Raw genomic sequence first — 20,260 nt, forward strand, 5'->3', positions numbered from 1 at the left:
GGGATTCCCCGAGGGAGAAGCGTGCGCGGGAAAGCCCGGGAAGCGCTTCAGGGAGCCTGGCGGACACGGTTGGCGGGATGACCGGGCCTTGGGATTCGGAGGCCGGGCGGGCGAGCAGGTGTGGGACACTCGCACGGTCAGCACGGGGGAGCGTCCGGGCCCTCCCACTGCTGGTCCCTGTCCCAACGTACGATTGTCCTCCAGTGGAAGGTGGCGGGGAGGGGGGCTCGACGTTCTCTTCGCAGGCCGGGGAATCGCTCTAGGTTCGGCGCTCGTCGCCAGGGGAATTCATGTCAGAGGTGCTCGTCGTCGATGACAGCAAGGTGATGCGGGACATGGTGGTGGCCTGTCTCAGGCCCTACCCGGGCCTGAACTTCACCCACGCGTCCAGCGGGCTGGAGGCCATCGAGCGCCTGTCGCTGAGCCCGTATGACCTGCTGGTGTTGGATTTGAACATGCCGGATATCGGCGGCATCGAGGTGGTGGAGTTCGTGCGGGGGCAGGATCGGCTGCGCACGCTGCCCATCATCATCGTGACGACGCGTGGGGACGAGGCGTCGCGCGCCCGGGCCCTGTCCGCGGGCGCCAACCGCTTCATGACCAAGCCCTTCACTCCCGATGCCATCCTCGCGGAGGCGCGGGGGCTGTTGGAAGAGAAGCCGGCTTGACGGCCTCCGTGGACCTCGCGGACTTCCTGCCGGCCTATCTGGCGGAGGTGGAGGAGCTGCTCGACTCGGCCCACCGTCAGTTGATGGCGGTGGAGGCCAGTGCGCGGCGTGGCGCCGCCCATCCGAAGTCCGTGCGGGAGCTGTTCCGCGCGTTGCACACCATCAAGGGCCTGTCCGCCATGGTGGACGTGGAGCCCATCGTCTCCATCTCCCACTGGATGGAGACGTCCCTGCGTCAGGCGGACCAGGCGGGCGGGCGGCTTCCCGAGTCCAGCGTGGAGCCGCTCATGGAGGGCCTGCGCGCGGTGGAGCAGCGCATGCGCCAGCTCGCCGCGGGCAAGGACGCCTCGCCCGTTCCTCCGGGACTGCTGGAGCGACTGGAGGCGCTGGGGGTCTCCTCCCCCGTGGTGGCCAGTACCGCCCGGCCCTCGGCGTTGCTGCTCGATGAGACCCTGGCGCTCGCTCCCCGGCTGACGCCCACCGAGCGCGAGCAGCTCACCTCGGGCGCGGGCCATCGCCGCCCGGTCCGCGTGGACTTCATCCCCGGTGCCGAGCGCGCCGCGCGGGGCATCACCATCAACAGCGTGCGCGAGCGACTGGCGGCGCTGGGGGAACTCGTCAAGGTCGTCCCCGTGGCGGGGCCGGCGCCGGGCGGCGGCTCGCTCACGTTCGTGTTGCTGCTCAGCACCGATGCCTCGGACGCCGTGCTGAAGGAGGCGGCGGGAGGAGAGCCCGCCCAGGTGCGCGCGCTGTCCACCGCGCCCGCGCCCTCGGCCGTGGACGGGCCGTCCGTGCCGGAGCGGGAGCCGGAGCTGGAGGAGGAACCCGAGGAGGGGCGCCGGTCCAGCGGCACCTTGAGGGTGGAGGTGTCGCGGCTGGACGAGGCGCTGGAGCGACTGGCGGCGCTCGTCGTCAACCGCTCGCGGCTGCAGCGCGCGGTGGTGGACCTGACGGCCGTCGGGGCTCCGACGCGGGAGCTGCGCGCCATCCTCCAGGAGAACGGACGGCAGCTGCGAGACATGCGCGCGGCCATCCTCCGCCTGCGCATGGTGCGCGTGGGGGACGTGCTGGAGCGGCTGCCGCTCCTGGTGCGCGGCCTGCGTCGCACCACGGGCAAGGCGGTGCGGCTGGAGCTGGAGGTGGGCGACGCGGAGCTGGACAAGGCGGTGGCGGACCGCATGTTGCCCGCGCTCGTGCACCTGGTGCGCAACGCGGTGGACCACGCGCTGGAGTCTCCCGAGGAGCGCCGCGCCGCGGGGAAGCCTCCGGAGGGCCGCGTGCGCCTGGGCTGCCATGCGAACTCCAGCGGCTGGGTGGACATCACCGTGGCCGATGACGGGCGGGGCGTGGACGCGGAAGGCGTGGCCCGGCGCGCGGGCGTCCCGGTTCCCCGAGGCCCGGATGACCTGCTGGAACTCTTGTGTCGGCCCGGCTTCTCCACCCGCGAGGAGGTCACCTCCACCAGCGGGCGCGGCATGGGCATGGACATCGTCCGACGCATCGTCGTGGACCAGCTCGGTGGCGAGCTGCGTCTGGAGACGCGCGTGGGGGAGGGCACCACCTTCCACCTGCGCGTGCCCCTGACGATTACGCTGCTGGACGCCATCATCTTCGAGTGCGCGGGGCTGCGCTACGCGGTGGCGGTGGGCTCCGTGGAGGAGCTCATCGAGGTGGAGGCCGCGCGGGTGGTGCGGCCCGCGGGCGCTCACGGCGTGGCATTGGTGGAGCGGCGTGGCCAGGCGGTGACGCTGGTGTCCCTGGCACGGCTGTTGGGCTCCGTGTCCACCCAGGCCGTGGATGTCACGCCCCCTCGGGGGCTGGTGGTGCGACAGCGCGGAGAGCTGGTGGCGTTCGGTGTGGACCGGCTGCTCGGTCAGCAGGAAATCGTGCTGCGCCCGCTGGAGGACCCGCTGGTGCGGGTGCCCGGGGTGGCGGGAGCCACGGACCTGGGAGATGGCCAGCCCACGCTGGTGCTGGACCTGAATGCGCTGGGAGCGGCGCGCCGCCCGGGGTCCGGGGGACGAGAGGAGCGCGCGACATGAGCGTGCTGCATGTGGTGTTCAAGGTGGATGGCGCCGAGTACGTGTTGCCGGCGTCGGACGTCCTCCAGATGGAGTCCTTCTCCGGGGCCACGCCCGTGCCCGGAGCGCCGGCGCATGTCGCGGGGCTGGTGCAGGTGCGCGGGCGCGTCATCCCCGTGGTGGACGCGCGCATGCGCTTCGGGCTTCCGGCCCTGGAGCGCTCGCTCGACACGCGGGTGGTGGTGGGGCAGTTGGGGACGCGGACGGTGGGGCTGCTGGTGGACAGCGCGCGCGAGGTGCTGAAGCTGGACCCCGCGAAGTTCCAGCCGCCGCCGCCGCTGGTGGTGGAAGGCTCGCGAGGGTTCGTGAAGGCCGTGGCCCAGGTGGGGCCGAGGCTGGTGATGCTCATCGATTTCCCCCGGGTCATCGGGGAGGAGGCGCCAGATGGCGACGGAAAACGGTAACGGCCCCCAGGGGCAGGATGACGCGCGCGGGCTCACCGAGCGCTTGTCGCGCGGAGTCCGGGAGGGCGTGGCCCTCCTGCAGGACGTGGAGGCGCTCGCATCGAGGCTGGCCGCCAGCGGCAACGAGCAGGCCGCGGCCTCCGAGCAGGTGCGCGCCTCCATCGAGTCGGTGGCCGCCCATGTCGAGGCGACGAGCGTCGCGACGCAGACGCTCGCGCGCTCCCAGCGCACGGTGAGCGACTCCGCCCGCGCGCTGCAGCAGGAAGCGGAGGCCACCGCCGGCTCCGTGCAGGAGGTCAGCGCGTCGGTGGCGGGGGTGCGCAAGGACGCAGCCCACCTGGCCGCGGAGGCGGACACCACCGCCGCCACGCTGGAGCAGGTGACGCGCTCGGTGAAGACGGTCAACTCCAACGCGGAGGACCTGGCCGCCTCCAGCGAGGAGCTGCTGGCGTCCATGACGGAGATGAACTCCACCGTCGCGGACCTGGTGACGCGCAACCAGTCGGGCGCGGCCTCCACGGAGGAGGTGGGCGCGACGATTGAAGAGATGGCCAAGGGCATCGCCCGGCTGGCCACCGACGCCCAGGGCGTGGGCGAGCGGGTGACGCTGGTGACGGGCGCGGTGGTGGGGCTGGGCAAGTCCCTGAGCGACCTGTCCCGGGACGCCACCACCATGTCCTCCGGCGTGGAGGAGACGGCGTCCACCGCGGAGGAGCTGGCGCGCAGCGTGCGCGGCGTGGCGGAGAGCGCGCGCGTGCTGGAGACGCACGCGGCCTCCACCGCCTCCACCGTGGAGGAGGTGGCCGCCAGCGTGGAGGAGGTGGCCGCCACCGCGGAGAAGAACTCCGCCGTGGTGGATACCAATGCGGCGACGATTGAACAGCTGGCGCGCTCCGCCCAGTCCGTGGCCAAGGCCTCCGAGTCCATCAACGGCCTGGCGTCCTCGAGCGCCAGCGCGTCCGCGCAACTGGAGGTGTCCACGCGGCGGGTGGCGCAGATGAGCGAGGAGGCGCGCGCCACCTCGGACCGGGTGGGCACCATCGCCCGCGAGGGCGGCGCCACCGTGGTGCGCTCCATCGCCGGCTTCAGCCGCATCCGTCAGTCCATCGTCGAGTCCTCGGGTGTCATGAAGGAGATGGGCAAGCGCGCCGAGGAGATTGGCGACATCGTCCAGACCATCAACCTCATCGCCGACCGGACGAATCTCCTGTCCCTCAACGCCAGCATCGAGGCGGCGCGCGCCGGTGAGCACGGGCGCGGCTTCGCGGTGGTGGCGGAGGAGATTCGCGCCCTGGCGGACCGCGCGGCGGCGGCCAGCTCGGACGTGGCGAAGATTGTCCGCGGCCTCCAGACGACGGCGCGCGAGGCGACGAGCGCGAGCGCGGAGGGCATGCGCGCGGCGGACGAGGGCGCGGCGCTGGCGTCGGACGCGGAGCGGGCCCTGTCCACCATCCTGAAGGGCGTGGATGACGTGGGGCAGAACGTGCGCGAGGTGAGCCGCGCCACGACCGAGCAGGTGCAGGCGGTGCAGTCGCTGGCGCAGGGCACCACGAAGATGAGCGAGCAGGGCCGCGTCATCGCCGCGTCCGCGTCGGAGCAGGCCCAGGCGGCCCAGGCGCTGGCGCAGGGCGGCACGGAGATGCGGCGCATGGCCCGGCAGACGACGCAGGCCACCGCGGACCAGGCCCGCGCGCTGCGCGACGTGGTGCGCTCCAACGGGCAGCTGGCGGAAGTCGCCCAGAAGGTGTCCCGCGCGGTGCAGGAGCAGGCGGCCGCGGCGGCGGACCTGTCCAAGGGCGCCGCGCAGATGCGCCAGCTGGTGCAGGGCGTCAGCGCCGTCGTGGGCACGCAGAGCAAGGAGGTGACGGGGATGGCGCAGGTGGCCCAGGACCTGGCGAGCACCACCCAGCGCACCCTGGCGGGGCTGGCCGAGCAGGCCAAGGCGGCGGCGGAGGTGACGCGCGCCATGGAGGATACGCGCAAGGAAGTGGCCCAGTCCGCGCGCGGCATGGCGGAGCAGGCGCGCGCGCTCAAGCAGGGCGAGACGGCCAGCCGCCAGGTGGCGAAGCTGGCGTCGTCCGTGACGCGCGCCACCGACGAGCAGGCCCAGGCGCTCGTCGCGCTGGTGAAGGGCGCGGACGAGGTGCGGCGGGTGGCGAAGGGCACGGCGCGCGCGCTGGACGAGCAGTCGGAGGTGCTGACGGGGCTCGCTGCTTCCGCGCAGCGGCAGGCCACGGGCACCGCCGCGGTGGCGCGCGCCAGCGGCGATGCCACGCAGGTGATGGAGGGCCTGGTGAAGGGCGTGGAGGAGATGCGGGTGAGGGCGCGGGAAATCACCACCACCACCGCGCAGCAGGTCCGCGCGTCGTCGGCCACCGCGGGAGAAGTGCGTGAGGTGGCGGGACGACTGACGCACCTGTCGCGACTCCAAGCCGAGCAGGTGGAGAGCCTGGAGCGCCTGGGCAGCGTGCTGGGGAGTGGTAGCACCCCGCAGGCTCCCGAGGCGGGGGGCTCGCGCTCCAGGGAGCGACAGACATGACGGAATCGACTTCCGTGACGGGCTCCCCCCTCTTCCTGTCCGCGGAGGACAGGGCGCGGGTGGAGGAGGTGGAGCAGCTGGCCCGCGGGGGCGCCGGCAGCCTGGAGAGGCTGGTGGCCGGACTGGACACGTCGAGCTGGGCGGTGCGCCGCGCCGTCGTGGCGGCGCTCGCGCGGCTGGGCACCCCGGCGGTGTCTCCGCTGTGCGACGTGCTGCGCCACCGCCGCGACAACGAGGCGCGCCTGGCGGCCGCGGTGGAGGCGCTGGTGGCGTCCACGGGCGCGGTGGAGGAGTCCCTGGAGGGTCTGACGGACAGCCCGTCCGCGCCCATCGTCTGTGACGCCGCGCAGGTGCTGGGGCGGCGGCGCAGTCGGCGCTCGGTGCCGCTCCTGGCGCGGCTCACCGTGCATCCGGACGACAACGTCGCGGTGGCGGCCATCGAGGCGCTGGGCCGCATTGGCGGCGGCGCGGCGGTGGACGCGCTGCTGGCGGCGCTGGGCAGCGGCAACTTCTTCCGCATCTTCCCCGCCATCGACGTGCTGGGCCGGTGTGGGGACCCGTCGGTGGTGCCCGCGCTCCTGGGGCTCCTGGCGGACCCCTTCTACGCGCTGGAGTCGGCGCGCGCGCTGGGCCGCACCGGCCAGGACGCGGCGGTGCCCGCGCTGGTGAGCCTGCTGCGCCGGGGCAACGACGCGCTGGTGCGCGTGGCGGCGGTGGCGCTGGTGGACATCCACGAGGCGCAGGTGCAGCGCTTTGGCGGCGCGCGCGCGGTGCAGGCCGCGCTGCGCTCCGGTCCCGGTCCGGACCTGTCCATGCTGGGCCGCAGGCTGGCGCAGGCCATCACCAGCGCGGACTCCGCGGAGCGGGCCGCGCTGGCGCGCCTGTTGGGTTGGGTGGGAGGGCAGGACGCCGCGGCGGGACTGCTGCGGCTGTTGGATGGACCGGACCCGTCGGTGGCGCGCTCGGCGGCGAGCGCCCTGGCGGAGCTGGGGGCGGACGCGGACGAGCAGATTCTGCAGGCGCTCCAGGACGGAGACAGCGCCCGGCGCAGGGTGCTGCTGCCCCTGGTGGGCCGCCGCGCGTCGGCGGTGCCGGAGGTGATGGCGTGTCTGGAGGACCGGGAGGCGTCCGTGCGCGCGCTGGCGGCGGACACCCTGTCGCGCATCGGTGACACGTCCGCGGTGCCCGTGCTCTTCCAGCGCCTGATGGATGACGACGCGCGCGTGGTGCAGGCCGCCACGGGCGCCATCCAGTCGCTGGGCAGCGAGCAGACGGAGACGCTGGCGCTCCACGCGGCGCGCTCCGCGGACCCCCGTCTGCGCCGCGCGGCGCTGCGAATCATCTCCTACTTCGGTTATCCCCGAGGGCTGGAGGTGCTGCTGTCCGCGATGCGCGACTCGGACGAGCGGCTGCGCGACGCGGCCATCTTCGGCCTGCCCTTCATCGAGGACCCGCGCGCGGTGGACGCGCTGCTGGCGGCGGCCACCCACGAATCGGAGCGCACGCGCGCCGCGGCCATGCGCGCGCTGGGGCAGACGGAGAAGGAGGCCCGCATCACCTCCACGCTGCTCGGCGGCCTCAACGACAGGGACGCATGGGTGCGCTACTACGCGTGCCAGTCCCTGGGGAAGCTGAACGAGGAAGCCGCCGCGGATGCGATTGTCGCGCTGGCGGACGACGACGCGGGGCAGGTGCGCGTGGCGGTGGTGGACGCGCTGGCGCACATGCACACGGAGAGCGCGATGACGGCGCTGCGCCGCGCCGCGGCCAGCACCGACGCGGACGTCCGGCGCGCGGCGCTGCTGGGGCTGGGCGTGGCGCGGCGTCAGGACGCGCTGCCGGTGCTGCTGGAGGCCTCCTCGTCGGAGGATGCCGCCACGCGCCTGGTCGCGCTGTCCGCCGTGGCTGAGTACGAAGCCCCGGAGACGCTGCCCGCGCTGTTGCACGCGGCCAGTGACAGGGACGACAGCGTGCGCAGCGCGGCGGTGGGCTTCCTCGCCACGCGCCCGGGTGTTCCCGCCACCCAGGCCCTGGTGTCGCTCCTGGGGGACCTGACGGTGCGCGAGCGGGTGGTGAGCGCGCTGGCGCTGCCCATGGAGGGGCGGCTTCCCGGCCTGCTCGCGGCGCTGGACGTGGCGGACGAGGTGACCGCGCCCCTGCTGGTCGCGGCCCTGGCGCGCATGCGCCGGGCGGACGCACGCGCCGCGCTGGTGCAGGCGTTGGAGACCTCCAGCGCCGCGGCCCGCCGCGCCGTCGTGCCCGCCGTGGGCGCGCTGGGAACCTTGGAGGCACGCGACGCGCTGGAGCGCGCCTCCCTGCGCGACGAGGACCCTGAAGTCCGGCGGGCCTGCCTCGTGGCCCTGGGGAAGTGACAAGGACGTCATGCCTTCCCTGCCGATGTCCCCCCAGGTCTTCGCCATCCTCACCGCGCTCATCGAGCAGCGCGCGGGGTTGCACTATGCGGCGGAGGACCGCGAGCTGTTGTCCGACAAGGTGTCGGACCGGGCGCAGGAAGCGGGCTTCGACTCGCTGCTCGACTACTACTACTTCCTCCGGTACGACCCGGCGGGCTCGGCCGCGCTGGATTCCCTCGTGGACTCGCTGCTCGTGCACGAGACGTACTTCTTCCGGGAGGCGCAGCCGCTGTCGGTGCTGGTGGAGGACGTGCTCCTGCCCAGGGTGCGCGCCGGCCAGAAGCCCCGCGTGTGGTGCGCGGCCTGCTCCACCGGCGAGGAGCCCTTGACGCTGGCGATGATGCTGGCGGACCGGGGTGTGCTCTCCGGCGTGGAGCTGCTGGCCAGTGACTTGAGCGCCCGGGCGCTGGAGCGCGCTCGCACCGGCGAGCACAACCTGCGCTCCATGCGCGCGCTGCCGCCCGGGGTGGAGGGGCGCTGGCTGGAGCAGGTGGACGGACGGGCCCGGCCGAAGCAGGAGCTGGTGGACGCGGTGGAGTGGCGCCGCATCAACCTGGTGGACGAGGGGGCGGTGGCGAAGCTGGGCCAGTTCGACGCCATCCTCTGCCGCAATGTCCTCATCTACTTCCAGGATGAGACGGCGCGCCGCGTGGTGGCGTCGCTCACCCAGGCGCTGAAGCCCGGAGGCCAGCTGGTGGTGGGCACCTCCGAATCGTTGCTGCGCTTCGGCACCGCGCTCTCCTGTGAGGAGCGGCGCGGCGTATTCTTCTATGGCAAGGCGGGCGCATGACGGCCGTGACTCCTGTTCGCGTCCTGGTGGTGGACGACTCGGCCTTCGCGCGCAAGGTGCTGCGCCAGGTGCTCTCCAACGCGCAGGGCATCGAAGTGGTGGACACCGCGCGCGACGGCCTGGACGCGCTGGAGAAGGTGGCGGAGCTCAAGCCCGACGTCCTCACGCTGGACCTGGTCATGCCAGGGCTGGACGGGCTCGGCGTGCTGCGCGCCCTGGACTCCATGCCGGCCGCTCCCCGCGTCGTCGTGGTCAGCAGCGCGGGCGAGGAGAGCGAGCTGGCGGTGTCCGCCCTCCAGGCCGGCGCGGTGGAGCTGGTGCACAAGCCCTCCGCGCTCGCCACGGACCGGCTCTACGAGCTGGGCGCGGAGCTGGTGGAGAAGGTGCGCATCGCCGCTCGCGCGGTGCCGCACCCGCCGCGCGGGGTGGCGCCAGCCGCGGCCACTTCGACTTCTCCGGCGGAGGTGTTCGGGCCGGCGCGCAACCTGGTGGTGGTGGGCACGTCCACCGGCGGTCCCCAGGCCCTCACGCGGCTCTTGTCGGCGCTGCCGGCGGACTTCCCCGCGCCCATGGCGCTCGCGCTGCATATCCCCCCGGGCTACACGGAGGCGGTCGCCCGCCGGCTGGACTCGCTGTGCGCGCTGGAGGTGCGCGAGGCGGAGGACGGGATGGAGATGCGCCCCGGCCGCGTCGTGCTCGCGCGTGCGGGCCAGCACCTCAAAATCGAGCGGCACGGCGCGCTCACCGTGGGCCGCGTGGACCGGCACCCGGTGCAGATGCCGCATCACCCCTCCGTGGACGTCCTCTTCGAGAGCGCGGCCCGCACGTGGGGCCGTGACACGGTGGGGCTGGTGCTCACCGGCATGGGCGACGACGGACGGGAGGGCGCGCGCGCCATCCGCGCGGCGGGCGGCTCCATCCTCACCGAGTCCGAGTCCTCCTGTGTCGTCTACGGCATGCCTCGCGCCGTGGACGAAGCGGGCCTCGCCACCGCCAGTGCGCCCCTGGAGGGAATGGTGGCGTTGCTGCTCACTCAGCTCCGCTGACTTCGGGAAAAAACGGGTGGGGTGTCCGTCGCCCGCACCCCTACATGGTGAGGAAGCAGGCAGCCTTGCCCTGGAGGGGAGCGATAGTTTTGGTTCTGCACGGACGCGTAAGGCAGACTGCCGGCCATGCTCCGTTACAGCGCCGACATCCGCACCCTCCTCTGGTGCCTGGCGATGCCCGTGGTGGCCCTCTCGATGTACGCGGCCCCCGCGCTCATCCCCTATCTGTGCCCGCTCGCGTGCTACCTGGCGCTGTCCGCGGGCGTCATCGCCCACAACCACAACCACAGCCCCACCTTCCGCAACCGGAAGATGAATGAGGCGATGGGCATGTGGCTGTCGTTGTTCTACGGCTACCCCACCTTCGTGTGGATTCCGACGCACAACCTCAACCACCACAAGTTCGTGAACAAGGCGGGCGACGCCACCATCACCTGGCGCTACTCGAAGAAGCACAACTTCCTCGTCGCCTTCCTGTTCCCCTTCGTCTCCACGTACTGGCAGCAGGAGCCGACGAAGGCCTTCATCGAGAAGGCGCGCACGCGCAACCGCGCCCTGTTCCGGCAAATCGTCCTCCAGTACATCGTCTGGGGCGGCACGCACGCGGCGCTCGTCGCGCTGGCCATTTATATGCACGGCGTGGCGGGCGGCCTGCGCATCTGGGCCTTCGCGTTCCTGATTCCGGCCTTCTTCTCGCTGTGGACCATCATGTTCTTCAACTACATCCAGCACGTCCACTCGGACCCCTGGAGCGAGCACGACCACAGCCGCAGCTTCACCGGCCGCCTCATCAACTTCTTCCTCTTCAACAACGGCCTGCACGCCGTCCACCACGAGACGCCGGGCCTGCACTGGAGCCTCCTGCCGGAGGCGCACGCCAAAATCGCGGCGGACATCGACCCGGAGCTCAAGCCCGTCAGCTTCTTCGGCTGGTGCTTCCGCTCCTACGTGCTGGCGCCCCTCTTCCCCCGCTTTGGCACCAAGCAGGTGGGCCGCGCCCCGTATGACCCGCCCGCGGGCGGCACCGTCGACGTGTCCTTCGGCGACGAGCTGCAGGCCGTCGACTCGGGCGTCAACGTCGCTCGCGTCTGACGCACCCGCACACGCGGGCCTCGTGTGGGTGTCTCTGTCCTGTATTTCCCATCTCTCCCTGGAATCTGACCAGGGGGAGTATTCGCCATGTGGCTGATTCTCGTATCTCGCGGTCAGAGGTACGGGCGGGCTGGGGGGGATGCGGACATGGAGGCACCACATGAGGATGGCCCCAGGCCCAGTCCGTCCAACGACCCTCGAGGCGCCGCCCTCGCCCAGGGTGCTGTGGGTCGGCGTGGCCGGGGAGGCGTGGCTGGCACTGTCGCGCGCGGCCCGGGCACTGGGCTGTGAGCCGGTGCAGGCCTCGGCGCCTGGCGCGGTGAGCCTGGAGCTGTCGCGAGCGCGGCCCCGGTTGGTGCTGGTGCACTGGCGCCAGGTGAGCGAGCGCGGCCCCGGAGGACTGGGCGGCCTCAAGTCCCGCGTGGGTGCGTCCGGTGCGCCGGTGGTGCTGGTGGCGGAGCCGGAGACGCCCGCCGAGGTGCTGGAGGCCGCGGACGCGGAGGGCGTGGAGGACTGCCTGCTGGCGCCGGTGGGCGAGGCGGCGGTGCGCGCGCGGCTGGCCACGCTTCTGGGCGCCCGTCCCCCGCCTGTCACGAGCGAACGCTACAGCCCGCGCGTGGTGCTGCTCGCCGGAGGCGCGGGAGGCGCGCGCACGTGGGCGGGGCTGGGCTCGCTCCTGGAAGTCAGTGGCCACCGCCTGCTGTACAGCGCCACGGTGGAGGGCGCCGCAGCGCGGGTGGAGGAGCACGGCTCCGCCCCCCACCTGCTCATCGCCGTCGGTGATGGGGCCCGGGGCGGGGTGTGGGCGCGCTCGGGCACGGCCGCTCGCGCGTTGCTGGAGGGCGTGCCCTCGCTGACGGTGACGCCCGCGGAGAGCGGGCGCGCGGCGACGCTGCTGCCGCGCATCCACGCGATGCTGGGGCGCGAGGGCGCGTCGCTGCGGGTGGAGGAGCGGGTGCCCTTCTGCTGCCCGGTGGAGTTCGGCGAGGGAGGGCCCCAGGGGCTGGCCTGGACGTCGGGCGTGTCCTTCGCGCTGAGCCCGGGTGGCCTCTTCGTGCGCACGCTGGTGCCGGCGCGGCCTGGGGCGGCGGTGACGTTGCGCATCCACCTGCCCACCACGGGCGAGCGGCTGGAATCCCACGGCGTGGTGGCGTGGGCCAACCCCTTCGCGCCGCGTGACGGGCTGTGTTGTCCCCATGGCATGGGTGTGCGGTTCATGGGCATGGGCCCGCCGCGCTTGATGCACCTGCGCCAGCTCTGTCAGGCCACGGCCTCGCCCTGAAGGCGCGGGCCCGGGAGGCGCTTCGCCATGCGACGCAAGAAGGTCCTCCTCGTCGATGACTCGCACACGGTGCTGATGCTGCACCAGATGATGATGGTGGAGCGTGGCTTCGAAACGCTCATCGCCCGCGACGGGCTGGAGGCGCTGGAGCGCGTGCGGGACGAGGCGCCGGACCTCGTCGTGCTCGACATCCTGATGCCGAACCTGGACGGCCTGGAGACGTGCCGGGCGCTGCGCGGGCGCGAGCCCACCCGCCACACGCCCATCATCCTGTGCAGCACGCGCATGGAGCCAGACTGCGTGCAGGCGGGCTTCGAGAGCGGCTGCACCGACTACCTCACCAAGCCCTTCGCGGGCTCGGAGCTGGCGGCGCTCTTGAATCGCTACTTGGGCTCGGAGCGGGGCACGCGCGGGGGGATTTGACCGGGAGGCCGCGCGGGCAGCGAGCGGCGGGGCAGCGTCACCATGAACGTCGTGCCCTCTTCCTCGGTGGAGCTGACCTCGATGCCGCCGCCGTGCGCCTGGACGATTTCCCGGACGATGTAGAGGCCCAGGCCATAGCTCATCTTCAGCGTGCGCGTCGTCTGCGGGCCGCTGCGGAAGGGCTCGAAGAGATGGGGCAACAGGTGCGCGGGAATGGGGCGCCCGCCGTTGTGCACCTCCAGCACCAGCTTGTTGGCCCGCGCCACGCGCGCCACCAGCTTCACGGGGGTGTCCGCGGGGCCGAACTTGAGCGCGTTCTCCAGGAGATTCGAGGCCACCTGGCCCAGCCGGTCCGGGTCCCACATGCCCTGCGTGTTGCCCTTGTGCTCCACCTCGATGACGCGCTCGGGATAGGCCACGCGGAACTCGTGGGCCACGCGCTCCACCAGGTCCTTGAGGTCCACCGGCCGGGGCTCAATCGCCACGCCACCCATCAGCCGCGTGCGCGTGAAGTCCAGGAGCAGGCGGGTGAGCCGTTCAATGCGCACCGCCGCGGTGGCGATGCGCTGGCTGGTGCGCCGGGCGTCCTCGGCCGTGCCGGACTCCGCCATGACGCGCGACCAGTTCATGATGGCGCCCAGCGGGCTGCGGATGTCGTGGCTGACGATGCCCATCAGCTGCTCCTGGAACTCGGAGTGCCGGCGCGCCTCCTCTTCCGCCCACTTGCGCTGGGTGATGTCGCGGCTGATGCCGAACAGCCCCACCACCTTGCCGTCCGCGTCGCGCAGCACGCCCTTGGTGGACAGCCACACGCGAGGGCCCTCGACGCCCGGCTGCCCGTCCTCGTAGGTGACGGTGCGGCCAAAGGCGAGCACCTCCCTGTCGTTGGCGGCGTTGACGCGCGCCACTTCGGGAGCGAACAGCTCCTGGTCCGTGCGGCCCACCATCTGCGAGATTTCGTAGCCCACCGCGCGCGCGCCCGCGTTGTTGATGAGCTGGTAGCGGCCCTCCAAATCCTTCGTGTAGACGGCGTCCGTCGTGCCCTCGTGGATGGCGCGGAACACCTCGCTGGCGCGCCGCAGCTCCTCGCGCACCCGGTGCTCTCCGGTGATGTCGCGGCAGTGCACCAGCAGGCCCCCGGGCACCGCGCGCGCGCGCACGTCGAAGCACAGCTCCCGGTCCGGCCACTCGTGCTCGAAGCGCGTGGCGGCCTGCTGGGTGGCGGGCTGCTCGAAGCGCAGGTGGTCGCGCAGCTTCAAGAGGCCGGGGCACGCGCGGCGCACGTCGTCTCCGGGCCCGGCGACGCCGTCCAGCAGCTCCGCCATGCGCGGGCTGACGTAGGTGAAGCGCCAGGCCGCGTCGAGCGTGAAGAAGGCGTCCGGCAGGCCCTCCAGGAGCGCATGGAGCGGTACGCCGGACGCCTCGGATTTCGCGGGCGGGGCCGGGGGACGCTGGCGCTTCTTGGCGGGGGTGGGGGGCATGCGTCGTCGGGTTTCGCGGGGGGGCCAGGGTCCAGGGGATGAGCGGAGCGGGGTGGGCCGTCAGCCGGTGGGCGGCCTGTCCGGCGCGTTCTCCGGTGCCCAGGGGGGAACGCCCGGTACACGAAGCCGTCGCGGCGCGTCGCCTCTCGCCCGGATAGGGGCGAAGGGCGCCACTGGCGCGAAGGCGCCTCGAGCTTCCGCGTGGGCCGATGCACGGAAGGGGGCGAGGATGAGGGTTGCGGTGAGGCGGGGGCGCATCCGGGGAGAACCATACTCCGCTCGCCGTCTCCCGCGAGCAGCCGGTGGGGGTCCCCCCCTTGCTCGGCGCCTCCCAGGGCGTGGAGGGGGCTCGGAACGGGCGTCTCGTGCGGCTTCGCTGCAACTCGAACGGATGAATGCGCCCCGGGTGAATGCGGGTTCAGATAGCCTGGAAAATCGAGCCGACCTGGGATGTGCTGTTTTTAGCTTGAGTCTTGAAGACCCGGGAGGTCGGCCTGCCCGGGGCTCGGCGCTCATGCGGACTTCTTCGCCTCGGCGTCGTCCTGCTCGAACAGGCTCTCCAGCTCCTTGCGAGCGCGCGCGGCGGCCTCCACGAGCTTCTGCTCGTCGCGGTGGAAGAGGGCCGTCTCGCGCAGGAGCTTCTCGTCGTGGTCTCTCAGGCGCTCCATGACGCGGTGGCTCTCTGAGAAGGTGAGGCCCATCGTCTGGAGGATGTCGCCGCCCATCTCCACGCTGCCGGCGAACGTCTCGCGCATCACGTGCTCGATGCCCAAATCGAGCAGCCGGTACGCATGCACGCGGTTGCGGGCGCGGGCGAAGATGGTGAGGTGGGGGAAGTGCTCCTTCACTGTCTTGGCGGTGCGCATGGAGGCCTCGACGTCGTCGATGGCGAGCACGAAGACGCGGGCCTTGTCGGCGCGGGCGGCGCGCAGCAGGTCCAGCCGGGAGGCATCGCCGTAGAAGACCTGGCTGCCGAAGCGCTTCATGAAGTCGATGTGCTCGGGGCTGGCGTCAATGGCGGTGAAGGTGATGCGCTTGGCGCGCAGCAGGCGGCCGACGACCTGACCCACGCGGCCGAAGCCGGCGATGATGACGGGGTGGTCCTCCTCGGGCGCCACGTCGTACTCGCGGGCCTGGGCCTTCTTCTGGAAGCGGGGACGCCCCCAGCGCTCATAGGCGGCATAGAGCAGCGGCGTGGTGGCCATGGACAGGCCCACGACGACGACGAGCAGGTCCGCCAGCTCCGTGGACATGACGTGGAAGGACACGGCGAGGGCGAAGAGGACGAAGGCGAACTCACCGCCCTGGGAGATGACCACGCCCAGGCTGAGCGCCGGCTCGTTCTCCTTGAGGTTGAAGCGTCCCAGTCCGTAGAGCACGGCGCCCTTGATGGCGACGAGGCCGACGACCAGACCGGTGATGAGGCCGGGGCGCTCGGTGATGAGGCCCAGGTTCACGCTCATGCCCACGGCGATGAAGAACAGGCCGAGCAAGAGGCCCTTGAAGGGCTCGATGTCGGCCTCGAGCTCGTGGCGGTACTCGGACTCGGACAGGAGCACGCCGGCGAGGAAGGCGCCCAGCGCCATGGAGAGGCCCACGGCGTTGAGGAGGGCGGCGGTGCCGACGACGACGAGCAGGGCGGTGGCGGTGAAGAGCTCCTGGCTGTGGAACGACGCGACGGCGCGGAAGAGGGGGCGCAGCAGGAAGCGGCCGGAGAGCACGACGCCGACGAGGACGGCGACGACCTTGAGGCCGGTATGCCAGCCGGGCTCGACGGAGGTGGCGTCGGTGTGGCCGAGCAGGGGCAGCAGGGCCAGGAGGGGAATGACGGCCAGGTCCTGGAACAGGAGGATGCCGAAGGCGAGCCGTCCGTAGCCGGTGGTGAGCTGGTTGCGTTCGGCGAGCAGCTGGAGCGCGAAGGCGGTGGAGGAGAGGGAGAGGCCGAAGCCGGCGATGATGGCGGCGGCGGGGGGCAGTCCGAAGAGGAAGCACGCGGCGGCGAGCAGGGAGCCGGTGATGAGCACCTGGGCGCCGCCCATTCCGAACACGGAGTGGCGCAGGTTCCACAGGCGTGAGGGCTGCAGCTCCAGGCCGATGACGAACAGGAGGAGCACGACGCCCAGCTCGGAGAAGTGGAGCACGTTCTTCACGTCGCCGATGAGCTGCGCGCCGGAGGGGCCGATGACGGCGCCGGCCACCAGGTAGCCGAGCACCGAGCCCAGACCGAGCCGCTTGAACAGCGGAACGGACACCACCGCGGCGCCGAGGAACACCAGCGCCTGATGCAGGAAGGACATGCCCCGCTTCCTCGCACGGACGCCCATGCCGGGCAATCACAGCCCCGGGCTCGCCAGTCAGCGGAGACCCCCGACGCCAGGACGGTGGGTCGCATGTAACCGACTGTGTGCCGGATGCGTAATTCAGTGGCAGCAGGCAGCCACGCAGTCCCCCACACCCCCGGAGCCGCCGATGCCCCCGCCGCGCATATCTCGCAGAGAAGCACCCCCTCTTCCGCCGCCGCCGCCGCCCAAGCCGCCTCCGGACCCCAAGGTCGAGAAGGCCATCAACGACAAGAAGACCGCGACGACGCTGCGCACCGACGCGAAGAACAAGTCCGTCAAGGCCCAGGCCGACGCCGCGAAGGCGAAGCAGGCGAAGACCGCCCATGACAAGTCCACCAAGGAGAAGGGGGAAGCGCAGAAGGCGCTCGACACCTCCAACACCAACTACCAGCGCCTCCTGGACCACGGAGACTCACCCGCCGGCCGCACCCCCGCCCACGCCGAGTCCGTGAAGAAGGCGAAGAAGCAGGTCGACGCCGACCAGGGCCGCGTGGACAAGGCAGCAAAGACCTTCAAGGGCACGGAGGAGAAGCTGACCCAGGCCGACACCACCGCGCGCGACTCCAAGCAGCACGCCGTCACCGCCTCGGACACGGCCCTCCAGGCGCAGAAGACCGCCAACGTCAGCGCGAAGCAGGCCGGCCAGCCCGAGCCCTTCCCCAAGGCGAACGAAGTCATCGACACCTTCGACGCCGGAAGTCTCAGCAAGAAGGACCAGGCGAAGCTGTTCGGCACCTCCGCGCCGGTGACGCCGGAAGAGGCGGCGCGCGCCGACATCACACGCGTGAAGGACGCGGTGAAGAACTCCCAGCACAAGAACGAGGAGGCCGTCGCGGGCGCGGAGGAGCTGCGCAAGCAACTGGCGCTCAACCCCGACCCCGCCTACCGCGCCGCGCTCTGGAAGGAGTCCAAGCCGCAGCGTGACGCGTTCGTCGACGCGCAGGTGAATGACCGCTCGGTGCACCACTCGAAGACGCCGGAGCTCATGAAGTCGCTGGCCCAGGGCGCCGACATGGTGGGACCGGAGGCGCGCAAGGAGCTGGCGGGTCAGCTCCTCTCGGCCTCGAAGTCCACGTCGCTGGACGGCGTGGGGGAGCCCGGCCGCTCCTTGAAGGAGAACGCCAAGGACCCGGCGGTGGCGAAGCTGGGCGGAGAGATGGTGAGCCAGCTGCGCGCGGCGAAGCGCTACAAGGACGCCGACGCCCTCTCCAACGTCGACCCCGCCATCAAGGCCCAGTCCATGCCGAGCAAGCTGGACCAGAAGCTCCAGGCGGAGGTGGACCTCAACTCCGTCTCCGAGGAGCGCGACGGCCTCAACGCGCGCCAGAAGACGCTGGACCAGGAGACGCGGACCACCGCTCGGCAGACGCTGAACGACGTCGCGAAGAACCCCAAGTCCAAGGAGCCCTTCACCGTCGAGCCCGGCGCGACGAAGGACCACGCCGTCCTCGTGCGCAAGGACAAGGCGGGCAAGGTGACCGAGCGCCTGGAGGTGTCGTTCCAGGGCGACAACGTCAAGGTGGACTCGACCCAGGTGGACAAGAAGGGCGACGCGCGCCGCACCGTCTTCGAAAGCGGGGGCCCGGAGGGGCCGAGCACGTCCACCGATACGCGCTGGAAGCAGGACGCCTCCACGCCCGCGCCGTCGCTCGAGGACCTGGCCGCGGGCAAGGTGAAGGGCTCGTCCTACTCCGCCACGAAGTTCGAGGGCGGCAGCAACGCGAAGCAGACCACCACCCAGCGCACCCCGGACGGGACGCTGACGGAGACGAAGAAGGAGTACGGGGGCTCGGACAAGACGGACCACGTCAACGGCAAGTTCGACGAGTTCAAGAACTTCTCCACCACCGACACGGTCCACACCACCACCACCGTCATTCCTCCTCCGGGAGCCAAGGACGAGAAGGGCAAGCCCGTGAAGGCGATGGTCGTGGAGGGGACGTCGTACTCGCAGGGAAACGAGCTGCGGCTGACGAAGACGGAGACGAAGGCCGTCGACTCGCCGGTGAAGGGTGACCGCCCGGCCGGCGCGGAGGAACTGGCCAAGGTGGAGAAGGATGCCCGAGGCGCCGACGACGCCGCGCCCACCACCTTCGTGCTGGAGAAGAGCGGCGACGGCGAGCTGAACACGCAGACCTTCTTCGAGGGACAGCCCAACGTCACGCTCGTCACGCGCAAGAAGCTGGAGGGCAACACCGTCACCGAGACGACCGAGGGACGTGTGCCCAAGCCCACGGACAAGGACAAAAAGGAGCTGGTGGACATCAAGGGCACCACCACCACGACGTACAACGACCAGGGCCTCATCACCGCCAGCCACTCGGACCAGACGGACCCCACGGGTGTCCGCCGGGTGAAGGACTTCCAGCGCACCGAGTCGCGCAACGCGAAGGGCGAGGTGGAAGTCACCGAGCGCACCAGCGGCCTGGAGGAGGGCGGCGACAAGCCCAAGCGCACCTACGAGCAGGCGCTGACGACGGCGCAGACGCCCAAGGGCCCGCAGGTGGTGCGAGCGGAGTCGAAGCTCACAGGCCCGGAGGGCTCCGCGGAGGCGTCCATCCCGCCCGAGAAGCTGACCGTCAATGGCAAGCCCATCGCCGACCCCCAGCAGCTCAAGGCCAGCCTGCCGCCCGCGCAGGCCGCGCTGGGAGCCTATGCGGTGAACGGGTTGCAGGAGCAGCTCAATAGCTTCTCCAAGCTCTCGGCGCTCCATGCCCAGACGCTGGAGGGCGCGCCGGAGGCCCCGGAGAGCGCGGGCTGGGATGTCGCGGGAGACACGGTGGACTACGGGCTGGCGCGGCTGGCGCAGGAGGCCAACACCACCGCGGCGACGAAGCAGGGCAAGGCCGACCCGGCGAACAACCCGAAGTTCTTCAGCTTGAAGCCCGTGGAGGAGTTCAACCAGGAGCTCACCCTGGACCTCGACAAGGACCAGCGCCTCGGGGTGGGCGCCGTGGGTGGCTTCCAGGTGATTTCCGGCGCGAAGGACGTCGTGTCCGGAGTGGGGGACTTCAAGAAGGCCCTGGACGAACAGAACAAGCTCGACCTCGTCAAGAGCGGCCTGGGCATCATCGACGGCGCGAGCGGAGTGGTGGAGGGCGCGGAGCTGCTGCGCTTCGCGGCCAAGGGCACGGGCACCACCATCTCCCCCTCGGGAGAGCTGGGCGGACGCGTCAATCCCATCAAGCTGGCGGAGTGGTCGGGCCGGCTCAGCGCGGCGGTGGGTGTCGTGAGCGGCGGAATCCAGGTGGCCGAGGGAATCGCCAACGACGACAAGTACCAGGTGGCGCTCGGCGCGGTGCAGGCCGGTGGCGCCGTGGCGGGCTACTTCGGCACGGCGGCGGCGGTGGGCGCCTTCGGCGGGCCCGCGGGAGTCGCGGTCGCCTTGTCGGTGGGGCTCGTCACCATCGGCATCGGCAGTGCGATTGAGCGCGAGCGCTCCCACGCGCTCGCGGACCAGAAAATCTGACCGAAGTCCTCCGCCCGGCCGGAACAAGGGCCGGGCGGAGCCCGACGGGGCCAGTGGGTGCCTCGCCTATTTGAATCCAGACACGCGCCGGAGCTCAGTGGCGCATGAAATTCAAATCGCGAGTGGAAAACCCGCAATGACATAGGAACATCTGCGAGGTTTGTCTTTCGGGGATATGTGACGGGGCTCCTGTTTCCCTCCACCCCGAGGTATTCATGCGTCAGCGCGT

13 protein-coding genes are annotated in these 20,260 nt (G+C 71.6%); 11 read left to right on the forward strand and 2 right to left on the reverse strand.

Annotated features, from left to right (window positions below; translation table 11 throughout):
* The first annotated feature begins 290 nt into the window (after positions 1 to 290).
* The 10 genes from HUA74_RS06955 (at position 291) to HUA74_RS07000 (ending at position 12,739) form a co-directional block, all read left to right on the forward strand.
* The gene (locus HUA74_RS06955; RefSeq protein WP_141643167.1) at positions 291 to 668 is read left to right on the forward strand and encodes a response regulator; all 378 of its coding nucleotides are present in this window, start codon (positions 291 to 293) and stop codon (positions 666 to 668) included.
* The gene (locus HUA74_RS06960) at positions 665 to 2,710 is read left to right on the forward strand and encodes a chemotaxis protein CheA (RefSeq protein ID WP_174453904.1); all 2,046 of its coding nucleotides are present in this window, start codon (positions 665 to 667) and stop codon (positions 2,708 to 2,710) included. Before HUA74_RS06955 ends, HUA74_RS06960 begins: the two co-directional genes overlap by 4 nt.
* Entirely contained in the window at positions 2,707 to 3,153 is a 447-nt protein-coding gene (locus tag HUA74_RS06965; protein ID WP_174453905.1) for a chemotaxis protein CheW, read from the forward strand. The genes HUA74_RS06960 and HUA74_RS06965 overlap by 4 nt, the downstream gene beginning before the upstream one ends.
* The gene (locus tag HUA74_RS06970) at positions 3,134 to 5,692 is read left to right on the forward strand and encodes a methyl-accepting chemotaxis protein (protein WP_174453906.1); all 2,559 of its coding nucleotides are present in this window, start codon (positions 3,134 to 3,136) and stop codon (positions 5,690 to 5,692) included. The genes HUA74_RS06965 and HUA74_RS06970 overlap by 20 nt, the downstream gene beginning before the upstream one ends.
* Positions 5,689 to 8,064 carry a HEAT repeat domain-containing protein gene (locus tag HUA74_RS06975; RefSeq protein ID WP_174453907.1) on the forward strand — a complete coding sequence of 792 codons (2,376 nt, stop codon included), beginning with the start codon at positions 5,689 to 5,691 and terminating at the stop codon, positions 8,062 to 8,064. The genes HUA74_RS06970 and HUA74_RS06975 overlap by 4 nt, the downstream gene beginning before the upstream one ends.
* Before the next feature lie 10 nt (positions 8,065 to 8,074).
* Complete coding sequence (locus HUA74_RS06980; RefSeq protein ID WP_174453908.1) at positions 8,075 to 8,896, forward strand: protein-glutamate O-methyltransferase CheR; 822 nt, start codon at positions 8,075 to 8,077, stop codon at positions 8,894 to 8,896.
* A complete protein-coding gene (gene cheB / locus HUA74_RS06985) occupies positions 8,893 to 9,942 on the forward strand; it encodes a chemotaxis-specific protein-glutamate methyltransferase CheB (RefSeq protein WP_141649345.1) in 1,050 nt (349 codons plus the stop codon). The genes HUA74_RS06980 and cheB overlap by 4 nt, the downstream gene beginning before the upstream one ends.
* Positions 9,943 to 10,068: 126 nt before the next feature.
* The gene (locus HUA74_RS06990) at positions 10,069 to 11,034 is read left to right on the forward strand and encodes a fatty acid desaturase (RefSeq protein WP_174453909.1); all 966 of its coding nucleotides are present in this window, start codon (positions 10,069 to 10,071) and stop codon (positions 11,032 to 11,034) included.
* A gap of 166 nt (positions 11,035 to 11,200) precedes the next feature.
* Complete coding sequence (locus tag HUA74_RS06995) at positions 11,201 to 12,316, forward strand: PilZ domain-containing protein (protein ID WP_254624959.1); 1,116 nt, start codon at positions 11,201 to 11,203, stop codon at positions 12,314 to 12,316.
* A 27-nt stretch (positions 12,317 to 12,343) separates the two neighbouring features.
* The gene (locus tag HUA74_RS07000) at positions 12,344 to 12,739 is read left to right on the forward strand and encodes a response regulator (RefSeq protein WP_174453911.1); all 396 of its coding nucleotides are present in this window, start codon (positions 12,344 to 12,346) and stop codon (positions 12,737 to 12,739) included.
* Here HUA74_RS07000 and HUA74_RS07005 read toward each other — a convergent pair.
* Positions 12,700 to 14,220 carry an ATP-binding protein gene (locus HUA74_RS07005; protein WP_174453912.1) on the reverse strand — a complete coding sequence of 507 codons (1,521 nt, stop codon included), beginning with the start codon at positions 14,218 to 14,220 and terminating at the stop codon, positions 12,700 to 12,702. The two genes, HUA74_RS07000 and HUA74_RS07005, sit on opposite strands and share 40 nt — an antisense overlap.
* 512 nt (positions 14,221 to 14,732) lie before the next feature.
* Positions 14,733 to 16,517: a monovalent cation:proton antiporter-2 (CPA2) family protein gene (locus tag HUA74_RS07010; RefSeq protein WP_174453913.1), complete on the reverse strand. Its 1,785-nt coding sequence runs from the start codon at positions 16,515 to 16,517 to the stop codon at positions 14,733 to 14,735.
* A gap of 172 nt (positions 16,518 to 16,689) precedes the next feature.
* Here HUA74_RS07010 and HUA74_RS07015 point away from each other — a divergent pair, with 172 nt between their 5' ends.
* Positions 16,690 to 20,031 carry a hypothetical protein gene (locus HUA74_RS07015; RefSeq protein WP_174453914.1) on the forward strand — a complete coding sequence of 1,114 codons (3,342 nt, stop codon included), beginning with the start codon at positions 16,690 to 16,692 and terminating at the stop codon, positions 20,029 to 20,031.
* Positions 20,032 to 20,260 lie beyond the last annotated feature (229 nt).

The organism is Myxococcus sp. CA051A (assembly GCF_013336705.1).
Classification (GTDB): domain Bacteria; phylum Myxococcota; class Myxococcia; order Myxococcales; family Myxococcaceae; genus Myxococcus; species Myxococcus llanfairpwllgwyngyllgogerychwyrndrobwllllantysiliogogogochensis.